The sequence below is a fragment of the Mucilaginibacter gossypii genome (assembly GCF_017569325.2).
Classification (GTDB): Bacteria; Bacteroidota; Bacteroidia; order Sphingobacteriales; family Sphingobacteriaceae; genus Mucilaginibacter; species Mucilaginibacter gossypii.
Genome location: NZ_CP071878.2, coordinates 4292249 through 4308279 on the forward strand (window position 1 = coordinate 4292249; position 16031 = coordinate 4308279).

General features: G+C 44.7%; 10 protein-coding genes. 5 read left to right on the plus strand and 5 right to left on the minus strand.

The genetic code is table 11. From position 1 onward, the window contains the following. Positions 1 to 42 precede the first annotated feature (42 nt). Entirely contained in the window at positions 43 to 1044 is a 1002-nt protein-coding gene (locus J3L18_RS17995) for a hypothetical protein (RefSeq protein WP_129568576.1), read from the plus strand. Positions 1045 to 1262: 218 nt separating this feature from the next. Here the strand turns inward: J3L18_RS17995 and J3L18_RS18000 are convergent, their stop codons facing one another. The 4 genes from J3L18_RS18000 to J3L18_RS18015 all read right to left on the minus strand — a co-directional run bounded on the left by J3L18_RS18000 (position 1263) and on the right by J3L18_RS18015 (position 9358). Further along, complete coding sequence (locus J3L18_RS18000) at positions 1263 to 3476, minus strand: alpha-galactosidase (RefSeq protein WP_223266120.1); 2214 nt, start codon at positions 3474 to 3476, stop codon at positions 1263 to 1265. A 15-nt stretch (positions 3477 to 3491) separates the two neighbouring features. Continuing rightward, on the minus strand, positions 3492 to 6830 hold the full coding sequence (locus J3L18_RS18005; protein WP_129568577.1) for a DUF5107 domain-containing protein: 3339 nt from the start codon (positions 6828 to 6830) through the stop codon (positions 3492 to 3494). A gap of 14 nt (positions 6831 to 6844) precedes the next feature. After that, a complete protein-coding gene (locus tag J3L18_RS18010; protein WP_223266123.1) occupies positions 6845 to 8230 on the minus strand; it encodes a sugar porter family MFS transporter in 1386 nt (461 codons plus the stop codon). Positions 8231 to 8323: 93 nt separating this feature from the next. Then, a complete protein-coding gene (locus J3L18_RS18015; protein WP_129568579.1) occupies positions 8324 to 9358 on the minus strand; it encodes an aldose epimerase family protein in 1035 nt (344 codons plus the stop codon). Positions 9359 to 9597: 239 nt separating this feature from the next. Here J3L18_RS18015 and J3L18_RS18020 point away from each other — a divergent pair, with 239 nt between their 5' ends. After that, positions 9598 to 10494 carry an AraC family transcriptional regulator gene (locus J3L18_RS18020; RefSeq protein WP_129568580.1) on the plus strand — a complete coding sequence of 299 codons (897 nt, stop codon included), beginning with the start codon at positions 9598 to 9600 and terminating at the stop codon, positions 10492 to 10494. A gap of 60 nt (positions 10495 to 10554) precedes the next feature. Here the strand turns inward: J3L18_RS18020 and J3L18_RS18025 are convergent, their stop codons facing one another. Further along, positions 10555 to 13020 carry a TonB-dependent receptor gene (locus tag J3L18_RS18025; RefSeq protein ID WP_129568581.1) on the minus strand — a complete coding sequence of 822 codons (2466 nt, stop codon included), beginning with the start codon at positions 13018 to 13020 and terminating at the stop codon, positions 10555 to 10557. A 672-nt stretch (positions 13021 to 13692) separates the two neighbouring features. Here J3L18_RS18025 and J3L18_RS18030 point away from each other — a divergent pair. From J3L18_RS18030 to J3L18_RS18040, 3 genes are read left to right on the plus strand one after another with little or no spacing between them, the layout of a single operon-like run. Then, positions 13693 to 14826 (plus strand): sensor histidine kinase, encoded by a 1134-nt coding sequence (locus J3L18_RS18030; protein WP_129568582.1) that lies wholly within the window; start codon positions 13693 to 13695, stop codon positions 14824 to 14826. Then, positions 14823 to 15563 carry a LytR/AlgR family response regulator transcription factor gene (locus J3L18_RS18035; RefSeq protein WP_091175983.1) on the plus strand — a complete coding sequence of 247 codons (741 nt, stop codon included), beginning with the start codon at positions 14823 to 14825 and terminating at the stop codon, positions 15561 to 15563. The genes J3L18_RS18030 and J3L18_RS18035 overlap by 4 nt, the downstream gene beginning before the upstream one ends. A gap of 41 nt (positions 15564 to 15604) precedes the next feature. Further along, a complete protein-coding gene (locus tag J3L18_RS18040; protein ID WP_129568583.1) occupies positions 15605 to 16027 on the plus strand; it encodes a DUF1801 domain-containing protein in 423 nt (140 codons plus the stop codon). The last annotated feature ends 4 nt before the right edge of the window (positions 16028 to 16031 follow it).

A 16031-nucleotide genomic window follows, 5' to 3' on the forward strand; every position in this document is an offset into this window, starting at 1 on the left:
CAATAGTACAACTGAGTGTTTTTTCATATTATTACGGGTAATATGAAAACCCTATACCAAAACACAATTAAACTCATCCCCTTTACTTTACTGGCCTTATCGTTACAAAGCTGTATTAAACAGCCGGGAGCATGGCGAAACGACCAGATTACCGGCGGTAAACGCGACGATTTCCATAAACTTAACGAACAACTGCTCCATGATCTCCGCACCGGCAACAGTGATGATATCAGCAATATGGAATCGCGGGAGATGCTGGACGACAAGTCAAATCTAAGGCAAATAGAGTTAGTAGGCAACGCTGTTAAAACTGCCGACTATGATATTTACGACGAATATTACATTGTAAATAAGCACCGCAGTACAGATACCATAGGCAATCCGTCGGCAGGCATTAACAGCTATAAAATGATCTATAATGGTATTACCCATGAAATGTACATGGTGCTTTTTTTGCCAAAGGATAAAAACCCGCCTAACCAGGAAATGATTACCGCACTGTATGCCAAATACGATTACGGCTGGAAACTAACCTCGGTAAATGTAAATACTTATAAAATTAACGGCAAAACAGCCCCGGAGCTTTATGAGCTGGGAAAAAAGAAATACAATAAACAGCATTTTGCCGACGCCCGTTTAACACTTGAACTTGCTTTACAATGTACCGCACCTAACGACTACTGGCATTACGAACACGATACCGATGCAGGCAAATTATTCCAGGATGCTGCCGAGGCAACAGTAAAACAATACCGTTTCCCGGTAGTAATTGATGGTGTTGCAGGCGAACCGCGGGTATTCCGGATTGGCAATCAAAAAAACAGCCATGGCTGGTTCCCGGTAATTTATTATACAACCAAAGTAAACATTACCGATACCAACGCGGTAAAAAGCGAGAACACGCAGATTGGGAAGGTTATTAATAAACTGCTACCGGGTATTACTGAGGATAAGGATTATATTTTCTACTCTGCCTGTAGCAAACTACCGCTGGGTGCCGCAACACGTGTTGAACATTTTGATATAACGAAGAAGTTGAGGTAACAGGCTATAAATCCCTGTCGTCATGCCGAACTTGTTTCGGCACCCCACAGGACAAGTAGCCGATTTGCTCAGCGTTCAACATGACAAACAAAAAAGGGGGCACGGGGCAAAGCCTTGCTGCAGCGATTGATGACATATCTTTGAGCAACCCCCTAAATAAAAGAAGCCCCGGAACAATTAATGCTCCGGAGCTTCTATATAATATCAAATCGATTTTATCAAATCGCTTCCAACTGCAGCACTACACTGGTGTGATAAGCGCTGTTTCCGGGGTTAATACCCACATTCATCAGGAAATCGCCGGTAAAAGTTAAATCCTCTTTGCCTAAAACCGAACCCGCGCCCGGATAAAGGTTAATTTCTTTAACACGGTATTTTTTATTAGGGTCGAGGCCTTTCAGGCGCACGGGCACTTTGGTACCCGAGCCGTATCGGTTATTCACCAGGTAGTTGAACATTACTGCCTTTGATTTATCGTCGCTTACGTACATGATAGATGCCGCGTCGTTATCCCATGGCGAAGCTAAGCGGTACTGGTCGCCGTGCCAGATCACATCTTTTAATGCATCATAGTTTTTCAACGCCGACTGACAGAAACTCAGCTCGCTTTCACTTAATTTGCCTATCACAATATCAAAACCCATTTTACCCATCATGGCCACATCCACACGGAATTTGATGGGTTGTTTGCCCCAATCGGTAACGTGGTTTGAGCTGGTGATAGCCGGATAGAAGAATGAATACTCCCACTGGATAAATACACGCTCCAGCGGATCGGTGTTATCGCTTGGCCAAAACTCTGTAAAGTATTGCAGTGCACCATAGTCAACCCTGCCGCCGCCGCCCGAGCAAAGCATCAGAGGTACTTTAGGATATTTGGCACGAACGCGTTTCAATACATTGTATAAACCATTCACATAATCAACATAAATGTGCGACTGGTCTTTTTTCAAATAAGCTGAATAAGCGTTATAAATAACCGCATTACAATCCCATTTGATATAAGCCAGGTCGGGATTTTTGGCGAACAGGTTATCAACCACGCCAAATACAAAATCCTGTACTTTAGGGTTGGCCAGATCAAGCACCAACTGGTTCCTGAAATACTTTTCAGGACGGTTCGGCTGTTTAATTACCCAATCGGGATGGGCTTTGTAAAGGTCGCTGGCAGGGTTAACCATTTCCGGTTCAATCCAGATGCCGAATTTTACGCCATTGGCCTGCGCTTCTTTTACCAACGAACTGATGCCATTTGGAAGCTTTTGCTTGTTTTCCTGCCAATCGCCCAAACCTGCATTATCGCCGTTACGCGGGTGGCTGTTGCCAAACCAACCGTCATCCAACAAAAACAGGTCGACACCCAGCTTTTTTGTATCTTTTAACAAGCCTGCAAGCTTGCTCTCATTAAAGTCAAAGTAAGTCGACTCCCAGTTGTTCAACAATGTCAGCCTTGAACCATTACCATCAACAATTTTGTATTGGCGTGCCCAGCTTTGCAGCTTACGGCTGGCATCACCCTTACCGTGGTCGGAGTAAGTGTAAAGGAAAGCTGGCGTAGTAAATTCAACACCTGGTTTCAAATGATACTCGGAAGCAGCATTGTTAATACCTGCAATAATTTTCAGGTTATTGGCCACATCCAGTTCAAAATCAATCCTGAAATTTCCCGACCATTCCATAGCCCCGTAAAGCACTTTGCCTTCGTCTTCGGTAGCAGGTTTATCCATTGATATGGCGAACATCGAATGTTCATACAGGTTGGCACGGGTACCCAGTTTGCTGTCGATTGTTTTAATACCGTGGGTTAAACGGGCTTCTTCGGGCTGCATTTCCATAGCCCAGTTGCCGTGGTATTGCTTCAGCCAGAAACCGCCGGTAGTATTACCCTTCAGGTTTAAATTGGCCGACGCATATTTATCAAGCGTTACTATCCCCTTTTCGTTATGTTTTATCACCGACCATTGCTCAGTTACATCTTCTTTAAAATAGGTTTTGTAGTACAGCTTTACCTCAAAATCATAAACAGGATCTTTCATGGTTACTACCAGTAATGAAATATCATCATCAACCTTGCTTACCGCATGGCTTACGTAGGTTAGGTTTAATGATTTATTACCATCCGCATGAGTAACTGTAATAGCCGGCTCACCAAGACTGGCTGAACCTGATGGTGTGTAAGCATCGTTTTGTACGCCCGAATCATCGGCTTGTTTGTACATTTTTGAGATGCCTGCATACTCGGCTGAATTGGCAAGCTTTGCCCCCAGGTATACCATGTTGAGGTGCTTTTCGGCATCGGTTTGTAATACAATAGCGTTGTGCTGTGTTTCAACAGGAATGGTTACTTGCTGCGCTGCTGCCCTGCCGGCAAACAGCATTGAGCCTGCGAAAAGCAGGCCCAGTGGTAAAGTTTTTGTTTGAGTAGTTCTCACGTGTGATTTTTGGGTTTAACCGGCTGCTTCGGTAATTTGGTTTATCATGTTTTGATGTATCCTCGCCCCAAAATGCCCGGCATCCAGTTTCAGAACCTCGGTAAAGGCCTTTTGTGCCTGCTCAAAATCACGTAAACCGAGGTATCCCAGTCCCTGTAAAAAATAGCAGTGCACGCGGTTCCTTACCTGCAGATCATCTTCAAAAATGAGCAAATTTGGCAGCGAGACGGCAAAGTAATCAATTTTTACGTTATCATCCATGTGCCCGATACCATAATTAAGCAGTTTTTTGAAGATTCGTTCGGCCGATGTACTGTCACCCAGACATTTTTTTGCCAAACCCTGATAAAAGATCTTATCCGGCTGCTGATCGTTATAAAAAACAGCCGCTGTCGGGTCTTCCAAACCTATGGCTGCCTGCTCAAAATAAGCCTTAGCCTGTTCAGTTTGCTGCAACCCTTCGTGGGCCTGGCCCAGCCAGTAAAAGATATCATTTTCCTGCGTACCAAATAGTTTGCCTTCGCCTAAATTATGTGGGTAGGTTTGCGCCTGGGTTAGCTGTTCAACAGCTTTCTGATATTTACCATCGCGGATGTTTTGCTTGGCCATTTCAACCAGGGCGGCAACATATTGCCCCGAAGCTTTGCCTTCGCCGCCCTCCCATGGGTGGAATGTTCTTTGCATCACCTGTTCAAACGCGGTTTGGTGCTCGCCTAAAAAGTTATACAGCGTTGCACGCTCTAAATAAACATCATCACGAAGTTTGGCAGTCTCCAGGTTAGCTTCAACAAATTTCAGTCGTGCTTCTGCAGAATAGTTCAGCTTTTTGTAAAGCTGGTCGAGTTCCATCAGTACACGGGCATCGGCGGGATCCAACGCAAAGGCTTTTTCAAAACAAATTAAAGCTTTTGCCGGGTCATTACGTTTATTATAATAGGCTATACCCAGATTCCTGAATACGGTTGGGAACGTATCGTCCAGTTTTGCTGATGTTTCCCAGGCCGCGATGGCATCATCATATTGCAGTTTATCATAAAACAGGTTACCTAAATAATAAGGTGCTTTGGCATCGGTGGGCACAAGCTCAGCGGCCAGTTTCAGTATGCTGATCTCTTCCAGCCTATCGGGGAAGCACAGGTACGAATCGGCAGTTGAGGCCTGTTTAAAACATGCAGAAGCCTGTTCATTATTGCCTAACCTGTACGCAAAGTAGCCCAGGTAATAATACACCATCGGACTGGTAGCATCACCGTTCACCGCATAATTCAACAAATCTGCAGCTTCCTGGTACAGGCCGGCATTGGCGTAATCAAGTGCGTATTCAATGTAATTTTGGTAATAACCGCGCGATAGTTTAATGAGTTCATTAAGGGTGGCAGTGCCTTTTTCTTCATCACCCAAAGCTTTGTAAGCATAAACCAGCTCAAACAGAGCGCCCAGGTTAAACGCATCCCTTTTTATTGCCGCTGTAGCTACCTCGACAGCATCTTCAAAACGCCCGAGCTTACGGAAAGCCGCCGAGCGCAAAACATAGGCTTTACTGTTATTGGCATTTCTATCTAATGACGACAGCGAGTGATCAAGCGCCAGTTCGGAATCGCCGTTTTCCAGGTCGATCTGTGCTACCGAAAAATAGCCGCTATCTTTCCAGGCATTGCCCCAGGTAGCTTTATAAAACGCTTTGTACGCATCCTCTTTTTTGCCGAGGAATTTCAACGCCAAACCTAAATTGTAATAACACTCGCTATCGTAAGGATTAGGGTTACGCTGGGTGATGGTTTCAACCGCCTTGCGGAAATAAGGCTCGCTTTTAGCAAACTGTCCGCGACGCAAATACCATAAACCTAAAGCATTATTATTGCGGATATCTTTTGGATCACGGCGTAAAGCTTCCTCATAATAAGGCACCGGGCTATAAGTAGCATGGCGATACTGCTCCAGGTGCTGGCCCGTTAAAAACAACTGCTCGTTATTTTCTACATCGGCAGGCAGCAGGGCCGGACTGGCAGCTTCAGGGATATTATTAAGCTTATTGCTTGCCGCATCATATTTAATGAGTTCTTTGCCCGCTGCCGAGTGTACGGTAAGCAGCAAAAGGTTCTCGTTAATATCCTTAACGGCTATCTCGCGGGTATAAACTTGTTCTGGTACAATGCAAACTTTTTCGCTCAATAATACTTTGCCATCATGCTGCAGTTTGATGTTCAGGTTGTTTTGCTCGCCGGTTACGTAAACTTTCAATAGTAGTTTGCCCTCTTTATAATCAAGTGCCAGCAGGATATCTTTGGTAGCATTTTTTACTACGCCAAGCTCGCGGTATGGCATAAAGTATTGGGTAAAATGTTTTTCCTCGTGCGGCATCAACCAGGTAAAATCGGGTTGGTTATCGGTAAACATACCTGTCATGAGCTCAATGTACGGGCCATCCTCGTCGGTTAGGTTTCTGTCCCAGGCCAGGCCGAAATCGCTGTGGCCCCAGGTCCACTGTTTTTTGCCGGGCGATACATGATGATTGGCTACGTGCAGCAAACCAGCCTGACTGTCATGCTCATATCCGCCTACAAAATCGTAATTGGAGTTGATAGCCATGTACGATGTTGGTACCGGGATATTTTTATACCTTGAGATATCTGTACCCGGCGAATAATCAACTTTATAGTAAGTACCCGTAGCTATCGGGAATGTTGATACGTCGCGCTTACCATGGTCAAACACCGCGTTCACGTCAGGCGGGAAAACCGACTGGTAATCGTCATTTACCTTTACAGCCGGGTTAGCCCACCATAAAAAGGTTTGCGGCAGGGCCGAGCGATTATAGAGCTTCGCTTTTATTTCGATGTAAGCCTTATCCGGGTGCAGCGTAAAACCGGCCATACCTTTGGTATGGAACATGCGCTCAACCTCGTTAACCCAAACAGTTTTGCTGCCATCGGCATTTTCTTCAATCTTATAGTCAACCGGCTCAAAAGTACTTGGGCGATGGTGCTGTGGCCAGTTAAATTCAATACCGCCCGAAATCCAGGGGCCGGTTAACCCTACCAGTGCCGGCTTAATCACCTGGTTATAATAGATGAAATGGCGCTCCCTGATTTTGTCATAAGCCATCTGGATACGGCCGCCAAGCTCGGGCAGGATGAGTACTTTGAGGTATTTATTTTCGAGGTAAAGGCCTTCGTATTCTTTATCTTCTTTTTCGTCGTAAATTTTTTCGATAACCGGGTTAGGGTACACCTTGCCGCTGCTACCCTGGTAAACGCGCTTTTCAAAAAACATGGGGTTTTTATCGGGCTTCCCTATACCGTAGGTTGGGATAACTACCTTCTCTTCCCAAACATTTACATACAAATTATTCATGTGGCTTATGATTATTAATGTCTTACTAAATTTTCTTCTAACTCTTCAAGGGTTTGGCCTTTGGTTTCTCTCACTTTTTTAAGCACAAACAAAAAGCCTAAAAAGCAGATCACCGCGTACATATAAAATGGCCCGTAAGTGCCCAGCACCTTAGCCAGTATAGGGAAGGTGAACACCAATATAAAATAGGCAGCCCATAACGATACAATGGCCACTGTTGATGCAGCGCCACGGATCTTATTAGGGAAGATCTCTGAAATAAGTACCCAGGTTATAGGTGCAAGTGAAAGCGCGTAAGTGCTGATGGCCAGCAACACAAATATGGATACCAGCCCGGCCGCTAAGTGATTTTGCAGCAGGTAAGCCAATACAATATAAAATATGGATAAGCCCAATGAACCAATGAGCATCAATGGCTTACGGCCGAGCTTATCAACCTGCCACATAGCCAGCAGGGTAAAAACCAGGTTAACAATACCAATAGAAACAGTTTCAAACAGCTGCTGGTTTAAGCTTGAACCCACCGAGGCAAAAATGGTTGAAGTATAGTTAAACACTACATTGATGCCACAAAACTGTTGAAAAACAGCCAGCGTAATGCCTATCAATACGGCAGGGCGTACGCTTTTTTCAAATACGGCGCGGTACGATTGCTTTTTTGCGCCGGTAAGCGATTTTTCAATAGCCTGCTGTGTTGAAGTCACAAACTCTTCGGAGCCTATTTTGTAAAGTACCTTTTCGGCATCAGCGTGCCGACCGGCCTTGATCAGCCACCGGGGGCTTTCGGGCAGGGCTATAACCCCTAATAAAAATATCGCGGCAGGTACCGTGCCCAAACCAAACATCCAGCGCCAGGCATTATCGCCGCTGTCGGCCAAAAAATAGTTGCACAGGTTGGTGATCAGGATGCCCAATACCACGGTAAGCTGGTTGATAGCTACATTACGCCCGCGCACCTGTGCCGGGGAAATTTCGGCAATGTACATGGGGCAAAGCATTGATGCCATCCCTACCCCTATGCCCGCTGCAAAACGCAGAATGATAAAATAAGTGAGCCCGGTTGAAAAGGCAATACCTATTGACGATACCGCGAAAATAAACGCCGCAACCATGAGACCGGGTTTACGGCCGTATTTTTCGGCAATGCGGCCGGCTATGATACAGCCCACGATACAGCCCAGCGCCAGGGAACCGGTAAGGAAGCCCTCCCAAACAGGGTCAAGCGCAAACTCCTTGCGGAGGAACGGTAGCGCACCCGATATTACGGCAAAATCAAAGCCGAACAGGTAACCGCCCAGTGCCGATATAAAGGAGATCCCTATAATATAGCCGCTGTTAAATTTTACTTCTTTTTTAAAATCGATGGTCATTTGATATTGGTTAGTTTCTTCTCTCTGTATAAATCTACTTTAATTAACTTCTGTTATTAATTTCACAGGTGTATTACTCACCTTAAAATCTCCGCTTTAGCTTGCAGCCTTTTGCTTTTAGCTTCATATGGTGCCAAACTTGTATAAAATACTTTGATTGTATACATCGCCTGCCCGCAATACAGCCTGCGGAAAATCAGGATGATTGATGCTATCCGGATAATGCTGACACTCCAGGCACAACGCATCAAAAGGTTTCGCCCCCTGGCCAGTATGTATAGGCGTAGTGCTGCTTAAATAATCACCGGTGTACAGGAACACGCCGGGATAATCCGTATAAACTTTAAGGGTACGGCCCGATGCTTCGTCGGTTAACAGAGCGGCATAAGTTAAGCCGTTCTCCCTGGTTCCCCTGTTGATAATGTAAAACAGGTTAAGGCCTTCAACATGGTTTTCATCTATATTAAATTTATCGCCCAGCTTGTTATTATTGAAAGCCTTTTGCCCGGCTGGTATAATTGCACCGCTCGGCGTATAGTCTTCGTGCAAATCCACAATACTATCCGATAGCAGGGTAAGCTTGTGGTTATAGATCTTACTTTTAAATGCCGATAAATTAAAGTAAGCGTGATTGGTAAAATTTGCTATCGTAGCTTTGTCGGTAGTAGCTTTATAATTGATCAGCAACTCATTATCATTGCTCCAGGTATAGATAACCATAAGCTCCAACTTACCGGGATAACCCCCATCGCCATCAGGACTGGTCAGGGTCATCATTACACCATTATCAAAAGCTTCGGCAGTAAACACCCTATAGTTAAAACCGCTTTTACCGGCATGGTTGGAATTTTTACCTTCATTGGCATCCAGGTGAAAAGTTTCGCCTTCGAGCTGAAATTTTACCCTGCTGATACGGTTGGCGTACCGGCCTATGGTTGAGCCGATGTAGCAGCTATCGGTTAAATATCCGCTCAGGTCAGGAAAACCAACCACCACGTTTTCAAAGTGCTGCAGTCTGTCGGGCACCACAACTGATACAATGGCCGCGCCGTAATTGGTAAGCTCAACATAGGCCCCGCTCTCGTTTTCAATTTTGAAAAGATAAACGTTATGACCGTTATGCTGCCCCCATAAACGGGTTGTGGTGTTAACAGCCATGTACGTTCAGATATTTAAATTGTTTGTTCATAAGTTATCAGCTTCATTAAACAGCCAGGTAATTTGCCTGACTTGTTTTAGCCCTAATTGGTTTTGGTAAACCTACTATGAAACAGGTGTTAAAAAAATGGATATTCTTTAAAAAGTGATGGATAATACTATCATTTACTGGCAGCTATTAAAATCTTGCCGGGATAAAAAAAATAAATACCTTTAATCGCCAGTTATACAGCAGCGTTATGAATGCGATAGCCGAACCTAAAAAACGGATCAAAGAAGGTTTTATCGGTCAAAAAATGATCGTATTGCCACCAAACATAAAAAAAGCCATTACCAGCAATGCTTTGATCAAAGGCTTTTACCTTACCGCTATCGGCTATTATCCCAAGGCGGCCTTTCATGACCGTGAACGCCGTACAGGCAGTAACGAATATATTTTTCTTTATTGTGTTGATGGAGAAGGCTATGTTTATTTGGGGGGCCAAGGGCACACCCTTAAACCCAATACTTTTTTCATTATCCCCCGTAATGTGGCACACCGTTATAAAAGCTCGGAAATCAATCCCTGGAGCATTTACTGGGTACACTTCAGCGGGCTAAATTCGCACCTGATCTATGAGCGCTCGCTCGAAAACGGGCAGCCTGCGGTACAATCCGTTCCCTACGACAGCAGCCGGATTAAGCTGTACGAACAGGTCTACGCCGTGCTTGAACACAGCTATCATGAAAAAGAAATGGAGATTGTTAACATCAACCTGCTCAATTTTATCTCCTCGATGGTGTATTATAAGCAAACCAACCCGGTTGATTATGATAACGATTTTGTGAGCAACTCCATCGCTTATATGAAAAAACACATTAGTCAAAAGTTTGAAGTGATGCATTTGGCGAAACAGCAGGGAATTTCGGCATCACATTATTTGCGGCTGTTTAAACAAAAAACAGGCTCATCACCTATTAACTATTTTAACCTGCTTAAGATTCAAACCTCCTGCCAGTACTTGTACTTTACCGACAGGAGCATTAAGGAAATTTGCTCAGAACTGGGCTTTGACGACCCTTATTATTTTTCAAGACTGTTTACCAAACTGATTGGCATGTCGCCGTCAAAGTACAGGAAAACACATAAGCGGTAGGCCAACGCAGGTTCGGGTTAAAGCCGTCGGCGAGGAATGCCAGGGAATAAAACAGATGACTTAGTTACTCCTCATCCTTTTACTCTCCTCTTTTGAACCGCTTTCCGGTTTCCCCCGGCCGGCCGGTCTTGTACTACCAAACGACTTTGAATAAGTAAGTTTAATTACCGGGAAACGTCTGGTTTCGGTATTGACAAGTACATTGCTCTTTATGTCAAAAGCCTCCCGTGTAAGTGTGCCGTACCGCACATGGATCTGCGCAGCACTGAACACATCGGCCACTGATAATTGCAGGCTGCCACCGTTATTTTTCAGCTCTTTTTTGATCCCGGCATTGATCAGCCCAAAACCATCAACCCTCGTTGTGCCATTATACGACAGGGAATTGTACTGCCCCGATACCTCTGCCGAAAAGCTGCCGGGCAGCTTAAACAACTGGTTAAAATTAAAGGAATATCCGAAGTATGATTTGGTTAACGGATGTAAAGTATAATCCTCCTTAAACTGTCTTAGGCCGCCAACAAAGCTATAGGTCATCTCCCACCAGTTACTTACTTTAAACGGCGCATTGGCCTGCAAGGTAAAGTAGTTTTGATACGGCAGATTTTGTGGCGAAATGAACAAAATATCGTGCGCTGGGCTTTCGCTGAGCTGATAGCGGGCTATGGCATTATCATCCCGGCTGTAAAGCAGGGAAAAGCTATAGTCGCCATAGTTATAGCCCAGTTTTATATTATTGGTGATGGTTGGTTTAAGAAAAGGATTGCCGGTGTAAACCGCCGTAGGGTCGCTGTATGCAAAGTATGAGGCCAGGTCGTCATATGATGGACGGCTGATCCTTTTGGTGTAAGACAGCTGCAGTTCGGATCGGTCACCCAGGTTTTTGGTAAACAGCACTGTGGGGAACAGCTTTCCCAGTTTACGGTCTACAATGTTGCTGCCGGTTTGTGGGTTATCCATATTGGTATAGGAATATTCATAACGTACTCCTGTATTAAGGCTTATGCTTTTACCAAGCTGCCAATTAAGGGACAGATACGCCGCGCCAATATCTTCCTTCATGTATATGTTCGCAGCGGTCTGCATATTACGCTCCCAGGCCCCATTATTAAAACTTTCGATACCCGATGAGCTTGAACTGCCGGTATGCGTTCCTTTAATACCTGTTTCCAGTTTTAGTAAGGGTGATAGCTGGTTGGCATAATCGGCTTTAAACACGCCTACGTTGATGGCCGTATTGGCAAATCCGCGTTGCCTTTGCGCGCTTACACTGTTGTTGGCGTACACCTGCTCGCCATATTTGTTTACAAAGGACGTATTAACTTCGCTTGGACTGTTATTTCCATAATGGATATAATCGGCTTCCATGCTTATCTTCTCCCCTTCCTTCAGCACATGTTCAATATTGAGCGAGCTGGTGAGGTTATCCCAGTGCGCGTTCCCGTTAATATGCCCAATATACCTGAGCAGTGAATCGGGCAGGATCTTATACGCCGCGTTACTGTATGTATAAGTGGGCGAATGGCTGTTGTTATAGCTCAGGTTACCGCTTATGGTAGTTTTAGGATCAAGCTGAATATCAGTACCCAGGGTGGCATTGTGATTATTGCTGATCCTTTTGGTTTTTGTGTAAAATTCTACCTCGGCATTACCTCCGATAAAAGGCATGTACTGACTTCCGGTAATAAAAAGATCGGTATAGGTCCGGTCGTGCTGAAACGTGTAGGAGCCGTACAGATTGATATTTTTAGTATTATGACTGAGGTTGATGCCGGCAGTGCCTTTTTCGCCCATGCCGTAACCGCCGGTTAAGGAATAGGAGCCGTTTGTTCCCTGCTTTTTGCTTTTCTTCATTACAATATTGATGATGCCGGCACTGCCTTCAGCATCGTATCCGGCGGGCGGGGTGCTCAGCAGTTCTATTTTTTCAATATTATCGGCACTGGGACCATTAAGCAAATTCATGACCTGGGCAAGCGGCATACGCACCAGCTTGCCGTTGATCATTACTGTAGCCCCGCTTTTACCGTTCAGGGCAATACCATTATCCCGGTGATCGATAGTTACCCCCGGCAATCGTTCCAACACCTGCAGGGCCGTACTGCCTTTCGTAAGCACGCTGCTCTCAACATTTACCACTAAGCCATCGCTGCGCTGCTGGTACAAAGGCTTATTTGCCCGCACTACCACCTCGCCCAATTGCCGGGTGTCCTCCTTCATCACAATAACAGCAAGATATTTTGCATCCTTGTTCCCGCTGATTTCAAAAGGCGATGAAAACCAGGTTTGATAGCCGATACTGCTTAACCGCAACCGGTAATTACCGGAAGGGGCATCCGCAATATTATAGCCTCCCTGTTCATTGGTAAGCATACTTTTAACTGAAGATGAATCTGCAGTTCTGACAAGCGATACAGTGACATATGGCAAGGGCTGGCTGCCGGCTGTGGTAACCCTGCCCGACACCTGGGCATTTACTATTTGTGCCAGGCAAATAAGTAACAGGCTGATGCATAAAGTTTTCATATGGCGTGTGTAACCTTTCTGGAGGTTATGCCGGCAAATAAAAACAGTGCTTTAAACTTTAAAAAACATGAATGATGAGTGACATGAGATAATTGATGAGATACGCAGAAGCGGGTTAATCGGTTTAAAACCAAAACTATACTGCCTTTTTTACGGCTTATAAGTTAAAGCCTGCATTTGGTCAATTATTTGTGCAGGTTGATACAATAACGAAATATAAATCAGTGCAATTGCTGTATCTTTAGGTAGGATATTGAAAATTTCTACAAACCTGTTCCCCCTCTGGGAGATTTTAGAATTTAATAAACATGTATTAATTGAAGGACAGATGCACCAGAGGTGCAAAAGGTTTGTAGTAGCTCGTAAAGTTATAGAATACCCTTTGCCCCAGAGGGGCAAAACACGACGACTTGCTGGTTAAACGACAAGCAATTTGTGGGTAAACTTAAACTCGCAGAGGACCCTGATGCCTACGCCACGCAGGTTCGCTTTTTTCAATTCGGGTAGGGCGGCGGCCCTCAGGGTCCTCTGCGAGAGACCCTGAGGGCACAGGGAAAATATATTTAGTGTTGGGGTGTCGTCCTGAACCTGTCGATGGACATGCGCAGAGGCTTGCCCACTATGCTTCGAGAGCCTACCCATGACACTTGTTTTTTATTATTACGATTTAATATGAACAGTTTATCCGTTGATACATTAAACCAAAACTGGCTGTTTAAATACAAGCTGTACCACATCCCATTTTGGTGTGTGTACCATTATTTTTGGTTTACCATAGCGGTGGCTAACCCTGTGGCAGCGGCCAAATCCATGTTTTTTTCGGCTTATAGTGTCAAAATCCTGGCTTATGTAGTTTTCCAGGCGCTGGCGGTATATTTTAACCTTTACTTCTTAATGCCGCGGTTTATGAAAAAAGAGCGGCTTACCCAATATGTAATTTATCTTTCGCTAACCATCATCGGCACATCATCGCTTATTAACGGCGGCTATTATTTAAGCGCTTTTTTTGCAGGCTGCTCAGTAAAAAAAATGTTTGGCGTTGATCCGGGCAATTTTATGAGTTTCTATAATACTTCCTTCCCCTCTACCGTAGCCAGTATGACTTTGGGTATGAGTATCAAACTCACCAAAAACTGGCTGCAAACCCAGCACCGCCAGCAGCTGCTCGAAAAAGAGAAACTGGAAACCGAACTTAAATTCCTGAAATACCAGTTTAACCCGCATTTTTTGTTCAACAGCATCAACTCCATATTTTTCCTGATCCATAAAAACCCCGGTATGGCATCGGCATCATTGGCCAAATTTTCTGAATTACTGCGGTACCAGTTGTACGAGTGCAACGACCAGCAAATCTCTTTAGGAAAAGAGCTTAGCTATCTCGAAAACTTTATCGAGCTGGAAAAGCTTCGGCAAAACAATAATGTGCATGTTACCTTTGAAGCAGATGAGCCGATGCCCGGTCATTTAGGCATAGCCCCCTTTATATTAATGACCTTTGTAGAAAACGCGTTTAAGCATGTATCCAAAGACGCAGAGCACCCTAACTGGATTGCGATTAGATTGGGATTGAAAAACGATCAGCTCAATTTTTATGTTGCCAACAGCGCATCAAACGACCCGGGAACCGGGCTTGTGAACTATGGGGGTATCGGCCTGAAAAATGTAAAGCGCCGGCTTGACCTGATTTACCCCGATCTTCATAAGCTGGAGATCCAAAATACCGGAGACCGCTTTGAGGTACATCTGCAATTAACTTTAACCGAACTGGAACAATCATCCGCAACCTTTCAAATGGCCTCACTATGATGAACTGTGTAATAATAGATGATGAGCCCTTAGCCCGCGAAGGATTAGCCAGCTATGTACGCGAGGTTGATTTTTTGAATTTAACCGGCACCTGCGAAAACCCGCTCGAGCTGATCAAGCTACTTGACCATCAGGCTATCGACCTGATATTCCTGGATATCCAGATGCCGAAAATGAACGGCATTGATTTTTTAAAGATCATGCAGAAACCGCCGATGGTGATCATCACTACAGCCTACCCCAGCTATGCGCTTGAAGGCTTCCAGCTCAATGTGCTCGATTACCTGCTGAAACCCATCACGTTCGACCGATTTTTTAAATCGGCCAATAAGGCTAAAGATTATCACCGCCTGCTTAACAATTGGGCCCAGCCCGGCGCACCAAAAACGGAAGCGGATGAAGGCTACTTCTTTATCAAATGCGGTAATAAATACGAAAAGATTTACTTTGATGAGATCCTGTACGTTGAGGGGATGCAAAACTACGTTACCATATTTACCGCCAAAGGCAAATATATCACGCTGCTTAACCTCAAAAGCCTTGAACAAAATTTAGATAACAAACTCTTTATCCGCGTACATAAATCCTACATCGTATCAACCGGTAAAATTGATGGTATTGAGGGAAATGATATTTTTATCGGTCAGCACCGCATCCCTATAAGCCGCAATTACCGCGAGCAGGTGATCCGGCAGGTTGTCGCCAATAAACTGTGGGATAAAATAAAATTTTCGTGATATATTTATATATCGTTTTTAACCTTTATCCTGCTTAAGCCATGGCCAAAAACACCAATAAAACCACGGAAACCGCAGCAAGCGTCAGCGATTTCATCAATACCATTGCCGATGAAGCCAAACGGGCCGACAGCTTTAAGCTGACCGCGCTAATGGAAGAAGCCAGCGGTCACAAAGCAAAAATGTGGGGGCCGGCCATTGTAGGCTTTGGCAGTTATCATTACAAATATGAAAGCGGCCGTGAAGGTGACGCGCCGCTTATAGCTTTTTCGCCCCGTAAAAGTTCTTTAACACTCTATCTTCCAGGCTTCGAAAGCAAGGAACAATTGCTGCAAAAATTAGGTAAGCACAAGCAAATTGGCGGCTGTACGCATATTGTTAAACTGACCGATGTAGATAATACTGTGCTCAGGCAATTACTCAACGAATCATTTAAACACGCGGAAACAACACATTGTAAATAGAGAT

What these genes read in the sequence shown, in the direction of transcription:
- J3L18_RS18005 (WP_129568577.1), bottom strand. Translation starts at nt 6,830, where the DNA reads ATGAATAATTTGTATGTAAATGTTTGGGAAGAGAAGGTAGTTATCCCA.
- J3L18_RS18040 (WP_129568583.1), top strand. Translation starts at nt 15,605, where the DNA reads ATGGCCAAAAACACCAATAAAACCACGGAAACCGCAGCAAGCGTCAGC.
- J3L18_RS18020 (WP_129568580.1), top strand. Translation starts at nt 9,598, where the DNA reads ATGAATGCGATAGCCGAACCTAAAAAACGGATCAAAGAAGGTTTTATC.
- J3L18_RS17995 (WP_129568576.1), top strand. Translation starts at nt 43, where the DNA reads ATGAAAACCCTATACCAAAACACAATTAAACTCATCCCCTTTACTTTA.
- J3L18_RS18015 (WP_129568579.1), bottom strand. Translation starts at nt 9,358, where the DNA reads ATGGCTGTTAACACCACAACCCGTTTATGGGGGCAGCATAACGGTCAT.
- J3L18_RS18025 (WP_129568581.1), bottom strand. Translation starts at nt 13,020, where the DNA reads ATGAAAACTTTATGCATCAGCCTGTTACTTATTTGCCTGGCACAAATA.
- J3L18_RS18035 (WP_091175983.1), top strand. Translation starts at nt 14,823, where the DNA reads ATGATGAACTGTGTAATAATAGATGATGAGCCCTTAGCCCGCGAAGGA.
- J3L18_RS18030 (WP_129568582.1), top strand. Translation starts at nt 13,693, where the DNA reads ATGAACAGTTTATCCGTTGATACATTAAACCAAAACTGGCTGTTTAAA.